At 71.0% G+C, this 14,874-nt stretch carries 18 protein-coding genes and 3 tRNA genes; 1 reads left to right on the top strand and 20 read right to left on the bottom strand.

Annotation, left to right across the window (positions count from 1 at the left end; genetic code table 11):
* Nucleotides 1-180: 180 nt before the first annotated feature.
* From rplL to ACIBPB_RS16050, 16 genes are all read right to left on the bottom strand, one after another.
* On the bottom strand, nt 181-567 hold the full coding sequence (gene rplL / locus ACIBPB_RS16125; protein ID WP_357314331.1) for a 50S ribosomal protein L7/L12: 387 nt from the start codon (nt 565-567) through the stop codon (nt 181-183).
* A gap of 55 nt (nt 568-622) precedes the next feature.
* On the bottom strand, nt 623-1,168 hold the full coding sequence (rplJ, locus tag ACIBPB_RS16120; protein ID WP_357314333.1) for a 50S ribosomal protein L10: 546 nt from the start codon (nt 1,166-1,168) through the stop codon (nt 623-625).
* A gap of 422 nt (nt 1,169-1,590) precedes the next feature.
* A complete protein-coding gene (locus ACIBPB_RS16115) occupies nt 1,591-2,280 on the bottom strand; it encodes a hypothetical protein (protein WP_396840373.1) in 690 nt (229 codons plus the stop codon).
* Nucleotides 2,277-3,179, bottom strand: a complete 903-nt coding sequence (locus ACIBPB_RS16110) for an ATP-binding cassette domain-containing protein (protein WP_396840372.1) — start codon at nt 3,177-3,179, stop codon at nt 2,277-2,279. Before ACIBPB_RS16110 ends, ACIBPB_RS16115 begins: the two co-directional genes overlap by 4 nt.
* An 80-nt stretch (nt 3,180-3,259) precedes the next feature.
* Nucleotides 3,260-3,976: a 50S ribosomal protein L1 gene (gene rplA / locus ACIBPB_RS16105; RefSeq protein ID WP_396840370.1), complete on the bottom strand. Its 717-nt coding sequence runs from the start codon at nt 3,974-3,976 to the stop codon at nt 3,260-3,262.
* A gap of 85 nt (nt 3,977-4,061) precedes the next feature.
* Nucleotides 4,062-4,493: a 50S ribosomal protein L11 gene (gene rplK, locus ACIBPB_RS16100; RefSeq protein WP_013288647.1), complete on the bottom strand. Its 432-nt coding sequence runs from the start codon at nt 4,491-4,493 to the stop codon at nt 4,062-4,064.
* Nucleotides 4,494-4,677: 184 nt separating this feature from the next.
* Nucleotides 4,678-5,400: a transcription termination/antitermination protein NusG gene (gene nusG, locus ACIBPB_RS16095; RefSeq protein ID WP_357314343.1), complete on the bottom strand. Its 723-nt coding sequence runs from the start codon at nt 5,398-5,400 to the stop codon at nt 4,678-4,680.
* A gap of 35 nt (nt 5,401-5,435) precedes the next feature.
* On the bottom strand, nt 5,436-5,843 hold the full coding sequence (gene secE / locus ACIBPB_RS16090; RefSeq protein WP_357314345.1) for a preprotein translocase subunit SecE: 408 nt from the start codon (nt 5,841-5,843) through the stop codon (nt 5,436-5,438).
* A gap of 215 nt (nt 5,844-6,058) precedes the next feature.
* Nucleotides 6,059-6,131 (bottom strand) — tRNA-Trp (locus ACIBPB_RS16085).
* Between the two features lie 128 nt (nt 6,132-6,259).
* Entirely contained in the window at nt 6,260-6,652 is a 393-nt protein-coding gene (locus tag ACIBPB_RS16080; protein ID WP_396840369.1) for a MaoC family dehydratase, read from the bottom strand.
* 3 nt (nt 6,653-6,655) lie between these two features.
* Nucleotides 6,656-7,102 carry a MaoC family dehydratase N-terminal domain-containing protein gene (locus ACIBPB_RS16075; protein ID WP_396840368.1) on the bottom strand — a complete coding sequence of 149 codons (447 nt, stop codon included), beginning with the start codon at nt 7,100-7,102 and terminating at the stop codon, nt 6,656-6,658.
* 121 nt (nt 7,103-7,223) lie between these two features.
* Nucleotides 7,224-7,391, bottom strand: coding sequence for a 50S ribosomal protein L33 (gene rpmG / locus ACIBPB_RS16070; RefSeq protein WP_013288652.1), 168 nt, complete (start codon nt 7,389-7,391; stop codon nt 7,224-7,226).
* Between the two features lie 133 nt (nt 7,392-7,524).
* Nucleotides 7,525-7,597, bottom strand: a tRNA-Met gene (locus ACIBPB_RS16065).
* 25 nt (nt 7,598-7,622) lie between these two features.
* Nucleotides 7,623-7,695, bottom strand: a tRNA-Thr gene (locus tag ACIBPB_RS16060).
* Between the two features lie 95 nt (nt 7,696-7,790).
* A complete protein-coding gene (locus ACIBPB_RS16055) occupies nt 7,791-10,319 on the bottom strand; it encodes a putative bifunctional diguanylate cyclase/phosphodiesterase (RefSeq protein WP_396840367.1) in 2,529 nt (842 codons plus the stop codon).
* A 61-nt stretch (nt 10,320-10,380) separates the two neighbouring features.
* Nucleotides 10,381-10,548 carry a hypothetical protein gene (locus ACIBPB_RS16050; RefSeq protein WP_396840366.1) on the bottom strand — a complete coding sequence of 56 codons (168 nt, stop codon included), beginning with the start codon at nt 10,546-10,548 and terminating at the stop codon, nt 10,381-10,383.
* A gap of 456 nt (nt 10,549-11,004) precedes the next feature.
* On the opposite strand from ACIBPB_RS16050, the gene ACIBPB_RS16045 reads away from it, so the two are divergent.
* Nucleotides 11,005-11,448, top strand: coding sequence for a DUF5990 family protein (locus ACIBPB_RS16045; RefSeq protein ID WP_396840364.1), 444 nt, complete (start codon nt 11,005-11,007; stop codon nt 11,446-11,448).
* A 136-nt stretch (nt 11,449-11,584) separates the two neighbouring features.
* Here the strand turns inward: ACIBPB_RS16045 and ACIBPB_RS16040 are convergent, their stop codons facing one another.
* The 4 genes from ACIBPB_RS16040 to ACIBPB_RS16025 form a co-directional block, all read right to left on the bottom strand.
* Complete coding sequence (locus ACIBPB_RS16040; protein WP_396840363.1) at nt 11,585-11,938, bottom strand: DoxX family protein; 354 nt, start codon at nt 11,936-11,938, stop codon at nt 11,585-11,587.
* Nucleotides 11,939-12,075: 137 nt separating this feature from the next.
* On the bottom strand, nt 12,076-12,729 hold the full coding sequence (locus ACIBPB_RS16035) for a hypothetical protein (RefSeq protein ID WP_396840362.1): 654 nt from the start codon (nt 12,727-12,729) through the stop codon (nt 12,076-12,078).
* Nucleotides 12,730-13,546: 817 nt separating this feature from the next.
* Nucleotides 13,547-13,852, bottom strand: coding sequence for a tyrosine-type recombinase/integrase (locus tag ACIBPB_RS16030; RefSeq protein ID WP_396840361.1), 306 nt, complete (start codon nt 13,850-13,852; stop codon nt 13,547-13,549).
* A 340-nt stretch (nt 13,853-14,192) separates the two neighbouring features.
* A complete protein-coding gene (locus tag ACIBPB_RS16025; protein WP_396840359.1) occupies nt 14,193-14,873 on the bottom strand; it encodes a TIR domain-containing protein in 681 nt (226 codons plus the stop codon).
* Nucleotide 14,874 lies beyond the last annotated feature (1 nt).

Below are 14,874 nucleotides of genomic sequence, written 5' to 3'. Positions count from 1 at the left end.
TGTACACCCCCCCCCCCCCCCCGCCCCCCCCCCCCCCCCGCCCCCCCCCCCCCCCCCCCCCCCCCCCCCCCCCCCCCCCCCCCCGGGCGGGCCCCCCCCCCCCCCCCCCCCCCCCCCCCCCCGCGACGCGGTTGTGCCCCGGCTCACGTGAGCCGGACGCGCGTCAGGGGTGGTGCAAGGTCACTTGAGGGTGACCTTGGCGCCCTCGCCCTCGAGCTTGGCCTTGGCCTTCTCGGCGGTCTCCTTGTTGGCCTTCTCCAGGACGGCCTTCGGAGCGGCCTCGACCAGGTCCTTGGCCTCCTTGAGGCCCAGGCCGGTCAGCTCGCGCACGACCTTGATGACCTGGATCTTCTTGCCACCGTCGGCGTCGAGGATGACGTCGAACTCGTCCTTCTCCGGCTCGGCCTCGGCGGCCGGGGCACCCGGGACGGCGGCGCCGGCGACGGCGACCGGAGCGGCGGCGGTGACCTCGAAGGTGTCCTCGAACTGCTTCACGAACTCCGAGAGCTCGATCAGCGTCATCTCCTTGAACGCGTCGAGCAGCTCTTCGGTGCTGAGCTTCGCCATGTCTGGCGTCCTTTCCTGAATGAATTAACTAAGAACGTGGGTGCGCCGCGGGGCCTCAGGCCGCCTCGGCGCCCTCCTTCTCGCGCTTGTCCGCCAGGGCGGCCGCCGCACGGGCGGCCTTGGAGAGCGGAGCCTGGAACAGGGCCGCGGCCTTGCTCAGGTTGCCCTTCATGGCGCCGGCCAGCTTGGCCAGCAGCACCTCACGGGACTCCAGGTCGGCGAGCTTCGTGACCTCGGCCGCGGAAATGGCCTTGCCCTCGAAGACACCGCCCTTGATGACGAGCTTCGGGTTGGCCTTCGCGAAGTCGCGAAGCCCCTTCGCCGCCTCGACGACGTCGCCCGAAACGAAAGTCAGCGCGGTAGGACCGGTGAACAGCTCGTCGAGGCCGGAGATGCCCGCATCGGTCGCAGCACGCTTGGCCAGCGTGTTCTTCGCGACCGTGTAGCTGGTCTCCTTGCCGAGCGAGCGCCGCAGCTGAGTGAGCTGCGAAACCGTGAGCCCGCGGTACTCGGTCAGCACGGTGGCTCCCGCGTTGCGGAAGCTCTCGGTCAGCTCGGCGACGGCCGTGGCCTTGTCGGCCCGGATCGGCTTGTCCGCCATGTCCCTCCTCTCTCGTTGCTCGGAGCTGGTACGCCGGCGACGAGCGAAGGCTCGCGACGGCGGCGGAGGCATCACGACAACGAGAAAAGCCCCGGCGCAGGGCGCACGGGGCGAGGGCCGGCATCAGGAGCACGGTCGGCGGACCGTGGACCACACCGATTTTCGCTTGCCGCCCTGCGCGGGTCGCCCGTCATCGCGGAACCTTCGACCGTGCCAGGGCACGGTGACCAGCGGTCTTTGGGTGGAACTACGGCACCAGGTTACGCGACCGCCGCTCGAGCGCCAAATCGGCCCCCGCGTGCGCCCGGTCACCCCGGCCGGCCTTGATCGACTCGGGCTGCGGCAAACCGGGCCCACCGCCCGGAAGCCCCAACCTGCCGCAACCGGAGTCGATCAGCACCGAGACCGGGGCGGGTGCGGGGTCAGGCGCGGGAGCGTCTGGCCCAGGCGTAGCCGGTGAGCGTCACGGCGGACCAGGCCACGGCCCAGCCGCTGAGCAGCAGTCCGGTGGCCGGCTCCAGGTGGCCGGCCAGCGCCCGGGCGGCCGGCAGCAGCGGCGGCACCAGCCAGGGCACCACCGAACCGGACAGGCCCAGCACCAGCACGCCGACGGCGCCCAGGGCGAGCACGGCGACGCCGTACCCGGCGGTGCGGGTGACCGCCCGGCTGGCCAGGGCGCCCAGCGCCACCGCCCCGGGCAGGGCCAGCAGGTGCGCCCAGAGGCCGAGGAGCAGCCCGGCCAGCACCGACCGGTCCCCCGGCGCGGCCGGTCCGGCCACCCCGCCGACCAGCCACGGCAGGACCAGCGCGACCGCCACCGTGCCCAGCGCGGCCACGGCCGCCGCGAGCAGGCCGGCGGCCCGCTCCCGGGTCGGCCCCAGCACCACCTGGGCCAACCGGCGCTGCACGTCCGGCTCCACGTCCAGCAGGATCTTGGTCTGCCAGGCCAGCACCGGGAAGAGCACCACCGCCGAGACGCCGTACGCCTCCGCCGGCTGGGCCCGGCCGCCGCCGTAGAGGACGCCGAGGGCCAGCAGGCCGGCCAGCGCGGGAGCCAGCGCCCGGCCGGTACGCAGGAAGCCGGCCAGCCGCAGCCGGACCAGCGCGATCACCGGGTCACCTCGGGCGCCGGACCAGCGCCGCCGGCCACCGAGCCGTCCGGGTGCTCCGGGGTGAGCGGGGGCGGGTCGGCCGGCGACGGCGGGACGGGTCGCGTGGCCGAGGACGGGACGGGTCGCGTGGCCGAGGGCGGGACGGGTCGCGTGGCCGAGGGCGGGACGGGGTGGTCGCGTACCCGCAGGACGTGGTGGCCGTCGGCGCGCAACCGGGCGACGGCGGCGGCCACGGCGGCGGCCGGGACCGCCAGCTCGACCACCGCGAGGGCCGGGCCCCCGGCCGGCTGCTGCTCGGTCACGGTGCCGCCGGCGACCGACCACTGCCGGGCTCCCGGCAACCGCACGGTCTCGCCGCGGTGGTCGCTGACCAGCACCGCGCCGCCGCCGGCGAGCACCTCCTCGATCACCTCCGGCACCAGGTCGCGGGCGGCCGCGTCCAGCCCTTCCCAGGGTTCGTCGAGGACGAGCAGGCCGGGTGGGCGCAGCAGCGCCTGGGCCAGGCCCACCTTCTGCGCGGTGCCCTTGGACAGCTGCGGCAGCCGGACGTCGTGGAACCGGCCCAGCCCGAGCCGGTCGACCCAGCGCCGGACCGCCCGGTCGGCCTCCCGGCCCGGCAGGCCGGCGACCCGGCCCATCGCGGCCAGGTACGCCCCGGCGGTGAACGGCTGGTCGGCGGGGAACCGCTCGGGCACCCAGCCGACCACCGGGGGTCGGTCGACGACCCGGCCCCGGCTGGGTCGGAGCACGCCCGCGGCGAGTTGCAGCAGGGTGGACTTGCCGACTCCGTTGCGGCCGAGCACGACCGCCACCTCGCCCGGTTCGATCCGCACGTCGATCTCCCGCAGCACCCACGGACCGCGCCGGTGGTACCGCAGCCAGACGTCCTCCAGCCGCATGCGCCGAGCCTGCCACACCGGACAGACGGACGGGGCCCCGCCACCGGCGTGGTGGCGGGGCCCCGTCAGGGCAGTGGTGCTCAGGCCTCGGCCTGACCGTCCTGCAGGTTCTTCACGACCTTCGGGTCGACCGGGACGCCGGGGCCCATGGTGGTGGTGAGGGTGACCTTCTTGAGGTACGTGCCCTTGGCCGCGGACGGCTTCGAGCGGAGCACCTCGTCCAGCACCGCCGCGTAGTTGTCGACCAGCTGCGACTCGGAGAACGAGGCCTTGCCGATGATCAGGTGAAGGTTCGAGTGCTTGTCCACCCGGAAGGTGATCTTGCCGCCCTTGATGTCCGAGACGGCCTTGGTGACGTCCATGGTCACCGTGCCGGTCTTCGGGTTCGGCATCAGGCCGCGCGGGCCCAGGATCCGCGCGATCCGGCCGATCTTGGCCATCTGGTCCGGGGTGGCGATCGCCGCGTCGAAGTCCAGCCAACCGCCCTGGATACGGGCGACCAGCTCGTCGGTGCCCACCTCGTCCGCACCGGCGGCGGCGGCCTCCTCGGCCTTCGCGCCGGCGGCGAAGACGATCACGCGGGCGGTCTTACCGGTGCCGTGCGGCAGGTTGACCGTGCCGCGGACCATCTGGTCCGCCTTGCGGGGGTCGACGCCGAGGCGCATCGCGACCTCGACCGTGGCGTCGAACTTGACGTTGGTGGTCTCCTTGGCCAGCTTGACGGCCTCGACGGGAGAGTAGAGCTTGGACCGGTCGATGACATCGGCGGCCTTGCGGTAGCTCTTGCTGCGCTGCATTTCTCGTAACTCCTGTGGTCAATGGCGGGCCCGCGACGTCCGCGGCCCTCCCACGATCTGATCTGGTGGAGCGGGTGGAGCGAGGTCAGTCGGCGACGGTCAGACCCATCGACCGGGCGGTGCCGGCGATGATCTTCTCGGCCTGGTCGATGTCGTTGGCGTTGAGGTCCGCCATCTTCTTCTCGGCGATCTCGCGCAGCTGGGCGCGGGTCACCGAGCCGACCTTCTCCTTGTGCGGGACGCCCGAGCCCTTCTGCACGCCGGCGGCCTTGATCAGCAGCCGGGCGGCGGGCGGGGTCTTCAGCACGAAGGTGAAGGTGCGGTCCTCGTAGACGCTGATCTCGGCGGGGACGATGTCGCCCCGCTGGGACTCGGTCTGCGCGTTGTAGGACTTGCAGAACTCCATGATGTTCACGCCGTGCTGGCCGAGCGCGGGGCCGACCGGCGGCGCCGGCGTGGCCTGGCCCGCCGGCAGCTGAAGCGTGAAAGTCTTGACGAGCTTCTTCTTCGGAGGCATGTCTCTTCCTGGGGCTTGGAACCGGGATTTTCGGCGGTCCGCGGGCACGCACGGTCAGCGCGTGCGGACAGCCGACGTTCTAGGGTAGCGCAGCCTTCCGCCGCCCTCTCGGCCGAGGTCCGTCGGGGCGGCGAAACAGCGCACCGGCGGCGGGCCGGAGCCCACCGCCGGCGCGGCCGTCACGTCAGATCTTGGCGACCTGGTTGAAGTTCAGCTCGACCGGGGTCTCCCGGCCGAAGATCGACACCAGCACCTTGAGCTTCTGCTGGTCGGCGTTGATCTCGCTGATCGTCGCCGGCAGCGAGGCGAAGGCACCGTCGGTGACGGTGACCGAGTCGCCGACCTCGAAGTCGAGGACCTTGACCTCGGGCTTGGCCTTCTTCTGCTCGGTCTCCACCGCCGGGGCCAGCCACTTGAGCACCTCGTCGAGGCTGAGCGGCGCCGGACGGTCGGCCCGGTCGGTCGCCCCGACGAAGCCGGTCACGCCCGGGGTGTTCCGGACGCAGGAGTAGGACTCGGCGGTCAGCTCCATCCGGACCAGGATGTAGCCCGGGAAGACCTTCGCCTGGACCTGCGACCGCTTGCCGTTCTTGACCTCGACCTCTTCCCGGGTCGGCACCTCGACCTGGTAGATGAACTCCTCCATGTCGAGGGAGGTGATCCGGGTCTCGAGGTTGGTCTTGACCTTGTTCTCGTAGCCGGCGTAGGAGTGCACCACGTACCAGTCGCCGGGGGCGTAGCGCAGCTTCTGGCGCAGCTCGGCGACGGGGTCGAAGTCCTCGTCGGGGGCGGGCTCGGTGGTCGGGAATTCCGGCTCGCTGGCGGCCTCGACCGACTCGTCATTGGCCGCCGTCGCCACCGTGGACTGCTCGTCCGGGGTCTCGGCGGTCTCGTCGTACTCAGGCACGCTCGCTCACTTCCGTCACTATCGCTGTTGGCCCGTCAGCTGTTGTTGCCGAAGACGAACAGCACCGCCTTTGCGAAGCCGAAGTCCAGGCCGGCCACGATCGCCAGCATCACCGCGACGAAGGTGACCACCACTGCCGTGTAGGTCAACAGCTCCTTGCGGGTCGGCCAGATGACCTTACGCAGCTCAGCCACGACCTCGCGGAAGAAACGCGCGATGCGGGCGAAGAGCCCGATCCGCTCGGTGTCCTTCCGGGTCTTCCGACCCTCGGTCGACTCCGCGCGAGCCCGCTTGCGGGTGGCGGTGCCGCCCCGGGAAACCGGCTCCTCCGCTTCGGTGGCGTCGTCGTCGGCCACGCCGTCGTCGGCCACACCGTCGACGGTCGCGTCGTCGTCCAGACGCTCGTCGCCGGCGTCCTCGCCGCGCCGCTTGCTCTCGGCCACTTCGCCCTCCGTGCGGGATATTGGGTCGCACGCTGATGGGCGTGCGCGGCGTGTGGTCACGCCGGCCGGACCAACCGTCCCGCGACGGGCCGCGGCCGGCGGACCGACCGGGAGGGCCCCGAATGCCTCGGGAACCACCCCGCCGGTGCCACCACCACGGGCCGGACGCCGCCATCTGGGCGGCGCGACCCACGGGAACGGTCAGGCCTGAGGCGCAGGGGTGACAGGACTTGAACCTGCAGCCTGCGGTTTTGGAGACCGCTGCTCTGCCAATTGAGCTACACCCCTGTGCGGCGACGTTCGCCCCACCCGAGCACACAGTGCCGAGCAGGGGTCACTTGCCCCACGGCGGACCAGTGTACGGGTAGTCGTGCGACTTTCCCAACCGGTCTGCCCCATGCAGATCGACGGGCCGGTCAGGGCGCCGGCCGGACGGTCGCCCGAGCCTGCGACAGCACCTTCTCGCCGAGGCAGGTCGCGGTCACGTCGAGCCTGGTCAGGCCGTCCTCGGTGACCTCCTTGACCACCGCGTTGACCTCGATCTCGGTGCCCTCGTCGGTGTCCGGGACGACCACCGGGCGGGTGAACCGGACCCCGAAGTCGACCACCGCGTCCGGCGAGCCGGCCCAGACGGTGACCGCCCGGCCGACCAGCGCCATGGTGAACATGCCGTGCGCGATCACGCCGGGCAGGCCCACCTTGGTGGCGATGCGGTCGCTCCAGTGGATGGGGTTGAAGTCCCCCGAGGCGCCGGCGTAGCGGACCAGGTCGGCCCGGGTCACCCGGAAGGTCTGGGTGGGCAGTTCCATGGCTCAGGCCTCCCCGCGTACGACGATCTTGAACCAGACCGCGACCACCGGGTCGCCGGCAGTCGTGCTCATGTCGGTGCGGGTGGTCAGGAAGCCGTGCCCGCCCCGATTGATGATCTCCTCGATGGTGCTCACGCAGACCAGCTCGTCCCCCGCCACCACCGGCCGGGTGTACGCGAAGCGCTGGTCGCCGTGCACCACCCGGCTGTAGTCGACGCCGAGCGCCGGATCCTCGATGATCTGCCGGTTGGCGGCCATGCTGAGGACCATCGGGAAGGTGGGCGGGGCCACCACGTCGGGGTGCCCGAGCGCCCGGGCCGCCGCCGGGTCGTGGTAGGCCGCGTCGGTGGCCCCGATGGCGGTGGCGAACTCGCGGATCTTTTCTCGGCCCACCTGGTAGGGGGCGGTCGGCGGGTAGCTCCGGCCGACGAAGGACGGGTCCAGGGACATGCCGCGAACCTACACGGAAAGCACGAACGCCGATCCGTACGGTCGGACGGCGCGGGGCCGCCTTCCGTGCGGATCGGCGTTCGGGATGCTGGGGGACCGGGCCGGCCGAGCCGGCCGCGGATCAGCGGGTCTCGCGGTGCACGGTGTGCTTGCCGTCCCGGGGGCAGAACTTCTTCAGCTCGATGCGGTCCGGGTCGTTACGACGGTTCTTGCGCGTGATGTAGTTGCGCTCCTTGCACTCCACACACGCCAGAGTGATCTTCGGCCGGACATCGGTCGCCTTCGCCACGGCGGAGTGCCTTCCTCGCTAACGGGTAACAACTACGGCGCATCAGCCTACGCGCTGATGACGCAGACATGCAAAGTGGGCGCCTGTGGCGCCCATCCCACCGGCCACCGGGCGTCAGCCCGGAGGACGAGAGTAGCGGTGGCCGGACTTGAACCGGCGACACAGCGATTATGAGCCGCTTGCTCTGCCATCTGAGCTACACCGCCGTGGCGGGTCCAGCCGGACCCTCTGAGCCCCCTTACGGAATCGAACCGTAGACCTTCTCCTTACCATGGAGACGCTCTGCCGACTGAGCTAAGGGGGCCTGCCCGATCACCCGTGGGGTGTCGCGCAGAGGAAACAGTACACGACCCCGCCGCCGAGGTGAAATCGGATCCCCCCTGACCGGATCCGCCCAGCTCAGGGCACGACACGCAGGCGCGGCAGCTCGCCGGCGGAGATCGTCTCGGGGTCGACCTGGGCGCCGAACCAGGCCTCCAGCCGCTCGTACGGCAGCGGCCGGCTGAACAGGAAGCCCTGGCCGATCTCGCAGCCGATGTCCTGGAGCAGCTCCAGGGTCAACTCGCTCTCCACGCCCTCGGCCACCACGGTGAGGCCGAACTGCTGCGAGAGGGTCACCACGGCGTTCACGATCGCCAGGTCGCCGGGATCGGTCGCCATCCCCTGCACGAAGGAGCGGTCGACCTTGACCTCGTGCACCGGCAGCCGGCGCAGCTGGGCCAGCGAGGAGCGGCCGGTGCCGAAGTCGTCCACCGAGAGCCGGACCCCGAGGTCGCGCAGGCGCAACAGGGTCGGTATCGGGCGTTCGGTGCCGTCCAGCACGCCGGCCTCGGTGATCTCCAGGGTGAGCCGCTGCGCCGGTACGCCGTACTCATCGAGCAGGTCCTGCACCAGGGCCGGGAAGTGCTGGTCGGTGAGGGTACGCGCGGCGAGGTTCACCGCGACGGCCAGCGGCTGCTCGCCGTGCGACCAGTCCCGGCTGCGCCGCAGGCTCTCCCGGAGCACGAACTCGGTGAGCCGCCCGAGCTGGCCGGTGTGCTCGGCCACCGCGACGAAGTCCTCCGGGGCCACCGTGCCGTGCGCGGGGTGCTCCCAGCGGGCCAGGCACTCCACCCCGACCAGCCGCCGGTCCCGCAGCGTCACCTTCGGCTGGAAGTAGACCTCCAGCTCGCCGTCGTCCAGGGCGCGGCGCAGATCGGCGGCGAGGCCGAGCCGGCGCAGCGAGCGCGACTCCAGCGCGGGGTTGTAGAGCTGGACGCTGCCGGGGACCGACTTGGCCGCGGTCGCCGCCAGGTCGACCCGCTGGAGCAGGGTCACCGCGTCGCTGCCGTGGTCCGGGTGCACAGCCACCCCCACGGCGGTGTCCACGTCCAGCGTGAGCGCGTCGAAGACCATCTCGTCGCGGATCTGCTCCCGCAGTTGCCCGGCCAGTTCCAGCGCCGCGTCGGCGCTCTCCAGCCGGAGCGTCACCAGGAACTCGTCGCCGCCGGCGCGGCCGACCAGCGCCGAGGAGGGCACGCAGGCACGCAGCCGCTCGGCCACCTCGACCAGGACCTTGTCCCCGGCCGCGTGGCCCAGCGACTCGTTGACCTGGCGCAGCCGGTCGACGTCGAACAGCAGCAGGGCCACCACCTCGCCCGGTGCCGCGATCTTGACCGCCTCCACCACCGCCGCGGTGACCCGCCGCCGGTTGGGCAGCTTGGTGAGCGCGTCGTGGTTGGCGTCGTGCCGCAACCGGTCGACCAGCCGGGAATTCTCCAGGGCGACGGCGGCGTGCGCGGCGACCGTCTCGAAGACGGGGATGTCGCTGGGCGCGAAGTGGCCGATGTCGCTGAGCCGGTTGGCCACCTCCAGGGTGCCGATCACCGCCTGCCCGGAGCGCAGCGGCACCACGATGGCGTCCTTGACCTTCGCCTCGTTGGCCGCCCGGCGCTGGCCGGGCTCGACGCCGAACACCCGGCCGACGGCCACCGTGCGGCCTTCCTTCGCGGCGGACTCCCGCAGCGCGGCCGGCGTGTGGACCACGTCCAGCAGACCCGGGTCGTCGACCCGGGCGGTGAGCAGCACCTCGGGGTGCCGGCCCTGCGCCGGCAACCAGAGGGTGGCGTACTCGGCCTGCATCAGCGCGCGCACCCGGCCCAGCAGCGCGTCCACCAACGTGCCGTCCTGGCCACGCTCCCCGATCGCCCGGGTCAGGTCGTACATCTGGGACAGGGTGCGGTGCTGGCGGAAGAACTGGGCGTAGGACCGGTAGACGAGGACGAGCGCCGCCGCCAGCGCGCCGACCAGCACCAGCGACCACCACGTGGTGCGGACCGCGATCAGGATCATCAGGCCCATCGAGGCGTTGATCCCGGCGGTGAGCAGGGCGGGCGGGGCCGAGCGGAGCGCGTCCCGCCCGGCGTGCCAGCTCTGCAGGAGAGTGTGGACACCGACGACGGCGGCGAGGCTCACCACGATCACCGAAGCCACCCCGGTGAACAGGATCAGCCAGGTGCCCGGGCCCACCCCGCGCATCGGCGGCAGCCCCTGGAGCACGAGCACCGCGAGCGAGGTGCCGGCCGCCGCCTTGGCCACGTTGAACCAGAACTTGGCCGGCGCGAAGCGGTGCCGGGTCTGGGTGAGCATCGACGCGATGGTGTAGATCACCACCACGGTCAGCGGCGGCAGCAGGAACAGCGCCAGGACGAGCGGAATCTCGGTCAGCGTCACCCCGAAGGACTGACGCCGGATCACGAAGTTGAGCACGGGCATGCCGACGCACACCATGGCGACCAACAGCGCTGCCGCCAGCGGCCAGTGGCCGAAGACCGGGTCGGCGATCAGCCCGGTGATGGTGGCGCAGACGATCGCGAGCATGGCCAGCGGTGCCGTGATGAACCAGGCGTGATCGGTCGATCTGCGCCACGCGCGTCCACGCCGGGCCATGGGACTCCTACTGGCTGAGGTGTACCGACTCCTGCCCCCGTCAGGTCTGTCCTCGCGTCGGTCAGAGCCCGTCGTCGGCGGATGAGTTGGGGCCGAGCGTCCAGATGATGTCCTGGGCCTGATAATCGTGGACGGCGCCGATCACCGCGCCGGCGTTGAACGCCATCGCCGCCGCGGCCGCGATCGCGAGGAGCGAGCCAAGCAGTCGGCCCAACCTTCGACCAGACATGATTGCTCCTGTCGAGGAAGTCTCATAGGGGTTGGAGGTGCCACGATCCTGCCACACAGGGCAGGGGCAGGAAAGCCGAGACGGCGCCCACGGCACGACTAGCCGCCAGGTTCCGCCGTTCGGCCCAGGCCTCACCATCTCGTCGTGTCAGCTAGCCTGCCGGGCGGGCCACCGGGGCCGACCTCACCAACCGCTCAATCTCACCAACAGCGCAAAACCGGTGAGATCACCTTGGGTCCGACCAACGGGACGCCGTTCCATGGCCCCGCGAGGCAACCCATCGACCACCATAACTCACCTGGCGTAGCGGGCAAGGCCGGGGTCCGTGAATGACTCGTAACTGACAGTCCGCGACGCGAGTCGGCCACCCGCTCCCCCCGTCTCCCGCGACCGAGGCGGTCCCCAGTGGTGCCGCCGGCCTCCCGGGCCGCGTCCCTGCCGGCCTAGAGTCGGGGCATGCGGATCCGGCTCGAGGGCGAGGACCTGCCGGGGCGGCGCGCCGGCGCCGAGGCCGACCGGCTGCGGCTCGGCAACGTGCAGGTGGGGGTGCAGCGCAGGGCCGAGGTGGTCGAGCGGGTACCGGCCGACGCGCCGGAGGCGACCTGGCGGTTCGAGGTCACCAGCCGCGAGGTCGACGGGCTGCTGGACGTGGGCGGGCCGTGGGTGCACGGCCGCCCCGGCGCCCGATTCCTCTACCTGAGCTGGGGTGCCGTGACCGACGACCGGTTCGAGATGTTCCGGCGGGCGAAGCTGCTGTTCGGCGACGTACCGACGCAACTGCTGCGCGCCGCGCACGACGGGGCCGGGACGCTGGTCGGCCGGCTCCGGCTGACCGACGCCGACGGCGGCCCGGTCTGCGCCCGGGTCCGCCCGCCCGACATCACCTGGTCCGTGCAGTGACGCCGCGCGGCAGATCCGTGCCGCGCGTACCCCCGATCCTGACCTGGTCCGTGCAGTGAGGCCGCGCGGCAGATCCGTGCCGCGCGTACCCCCGATCCTGTCGTCGGTCCTCCACCCCGCCGGCCGGCCCGGCTGCTCACCAACGGTGCTGGGCGAGATGCACCACCAGCGCGGCCACCGCGGTGCCGAAGAACACCGACCAGCCCACGAGCTGGCGGGAGCCCACCCGCAGGTGGGCCAGGAGGGCGCCGACGAAGTACAGCACCAGGCCGGCGGCGGCGAGCGTCCCCAGCAGCGGCACGGCGAACCCGGCCAGCAGCCCCAGCGCGCCGGCCGCCAGCAGCGTGCCCAGCACCGGCACCCATGACCGGGGTACGCGCTTCATGTCCGCCTGGGCCTTCGGATAGTCGTGGCCGATCAGGTAGGTGACGGCCGCGATGCCATTGAGGACCGAGCCGAGGATGGTGACCGTGACGTAAGCAGCGAACATGAAGCCTCCCGGTTGACTGCCTCAAGGACGAGCCAGCCCGCCAGGTGTGACGGTTCGTCGTCGGCCGGGATGACCGCGAGCACCGGCCGGTAAACCGTCAGCGGCGTCTCTGGGCATCGTGGGGGCAGGGCCGCTGCCTACCCTTGAAGCCGCCGCGCCCAGTACACCTGCCCGTCCGGGCCCAGGTAGGCCAGGGCCAGCAGCAGGTCGGCCCGCGCAACCGGCGCGCTGACCACCGGCAGCTCCGGATCCGGCCTCGCCACGTACGGAAAGAGCGCGACGAACGTGAGCGGTGAGGCCTTCTCGTCAGACACGTACAGTCTGTTGCCGTTGCTCCGCCACTCGTTCTCCCCGACCCGGACATCACCCGCGCCGCGCAGCCAGGAATAGCGCTCGGCGATCCGGTTCTCGACGCCCGCGCTCCCGACGCCGACGACCCTCTCCTGCGACGCCGGCACGCCGAAGACCTCCGGCTTGCGGTCGGTGCGCTTGTCGATGAGGAAGACCGCGAAATAGCCGCCGTCGAGCGGCTCGGGCGGGGCCTGCCAGGAGACCCGGCCGAGCACCAACTGATCGCGCCCCGAGGCGAACGGGGCGTGCGCCTCCTCGCCGAGCGCGGCCTGAGCCTCCGCATAGGTCACCAGGCTGAGCGACGACGTGAGAGCCAGCGCCTCCGGCCCGTACGGCGGATGGTTGTGCCACCAGCGCCAAGCCCCGACGGCCACCACCGTCAGGACGGCCGCCGAGATGACCGCCACCGAGCGCGTCCACCGCCACGTCATGCGCGACATCGAACCACGCGACCACCACCTGCCCGCACCCGTGGAAAGCACGGGCGGTGACCGGTCCGCCGGGCATCCGCCGGGCCGCCCGATCCGGGTTCAGCGGCATCAGCGACGGGTACCGGGGAGGCGTCAGTCAGCCGTCCATAGAGGATCTCTAAATGATCACTCTCGCCGCCCGCTCTCCGATGCCGGCACCCGTCATGGTCGCGTTCTTCGTCCTGGTAGTGGTGGCCCTGGTCGCCATCATGTACCTGCGCAGCCGCCGCTGACCGCCCGCCGGCCCGGTCCCGGTACGGGGGCCGGGCCGGCGGGCGGCGGCGTCGACACCGGGTCCGGGGTGACCCAAGCGGCCGACCCACGGCCGGGCCGCCGGTTCGGCGGACCGGTTCGGTGACGAGCAGCCGGCCGGACCTCGATGGCGATGGCAGCGTCGATCTCGGCGATGGACGCGAACGTGTGGCCGGGCGGGACATTGCCCGCGTACGCGCTGATGAACGCCGGCCTGGCCTCGGATGCTCGCCCTTGCGCCGTGAGGTTCGGCGTCGGTCACCGCGGAGCGAAACAGCGGCACGTCCTAGCCCAGATCGTCGAGGGTCCGCCGTTGATCGAGACGGTGCGCTCGACAACCCGATCAGGTGACACGGCCAGCGAGATCGAGCGGGTTGGAGCTGGACTCACGAAAGCGGCCCCTGACCGGCGTTCTCGCTGGTCAGAGGCCGCTTTATGCACCTGGTGGCGGGTAGAGGATTCGAACCTCTGTAGCTTTCGCGACGGATTTACAGTTTTGCCCGTTATCAATGTAATCGATGAAAGTCTGGGCAGGTCAGAGCCGCTTTTCTCTCCCGCTGGACGGCTCGGACTCCCTCGCGTGCCCGTTGCGTGCCCCTCCGGAATGATCTTTGGCCTTCCGTGCCCGGTCGAGAAAGGCGGCCACCTCGGCATCCCGCCCGTCGACTGCTCGGGCGTAGTGGCGAGTCGTGACGCTGGCGTTGGAGTGACCCAGCCGGCGGGCGGCGACCAGGACGCCATGAGAATCAGCCACCCAGCTACCGTGCGTCGCCCGAAGGTCGTGCGGGATCAGGTCGGTCAGGCCGGCCCGCTCGACCGCCCGGTCAAAGCGGTACTTCAAGGCGGCCCGCAAGCGGGCCGCGCCGGCCCGGCCCCGGCCTGCTGGCGACCTCCGGCCGGCATCGGCCGGGCCGGCCGGCCACGCTGATGGACGACCAGGACCCCGAAGACCTCGGGGCTCCGCCCCGAACCCCGGCCCTCCTCAGAGATCAGCCGGGGTGGATCTCCTCGCCAGGCCCCACGAGGGCTACCAGCCTCCCCGGACGGGGTCCAGGTCGTTCGTCCGGTAGGGCGCTCCACCTGGACCCCGTCCGGGGAGGCTGGACGGTCTACGACTGCCCGACGAGGAGATCCGCCAAGCACTAGTTGGAGCCGAGAGTGCTACAGAAGGCCCATGTGCTCTACCCAAGCGCTTTATTTAGGTCGATATCGATTCCGGAACTCTTCACCTCTCGCGCCAACTGGAGTTTCCATGAGTCGCCGGCGTCGAGAGGAATGTACACCACCCCTGAGTAGTCCGACGGAGTTTCGACCGATGAATCTATCAGCGCCGCGACCTTGGAGCGCCCGAGAGTCCCGATGAAGTAGCCCAGCTCGAAGACAACGTTCTGCCTGGCCCTAGGAAGAAGCTCGTCAGGCTTTGCCTTGGTGGAGCCCACGTCATCTGCGGTCAGCAAAACCACCGCGAACTCAACGCCGGAGGATTCATGCTCGAACTTTTCAATGATGGTCCGTCCGGCATTGACTCGCTCGTGCAAGATAACGACCTCAAGCCCAAGTTGCTCAAGGAATCTGGCGACCTCGGCTTTGACTCGATCGTCATGCCCATGTACGAGGAACACAGTCGCAGCCTTTGCTTCGACTTGCGGCTGGGTCTCAGTGGTGTCCGAACCCTCATCTGTCCCGAAGAGTTGGACCTCCTCGGCCATTGTGTTCAACAGATTCCGCAGCTGGTTCACACCTGAGGACCAGGACGATCGAATGTAGTCCTCACTGGCTGGATATATCCGTGGCGAGAATGAGATCTTCGCCAGGTCGGTGAGGTACTTGCTTGTGTCGCCGAAGACGTTGCGGATCACCATC

Origin of the sequence: Micromonospora sp. NPDC049836, assembly GCF_044465125.1 — a bacterium.
Classification (GTDB): domain Bacteria; phylum Actinomycetota; class Actinomycetes; order Mycobacteriales; family Micromonosporaceae; genus Micromonospora.
The sequence above is the reverse complement of the archived record's forward strand: the minus strand, read 5'-3'. Positions and strand labels throughout refer to the sequence as shown.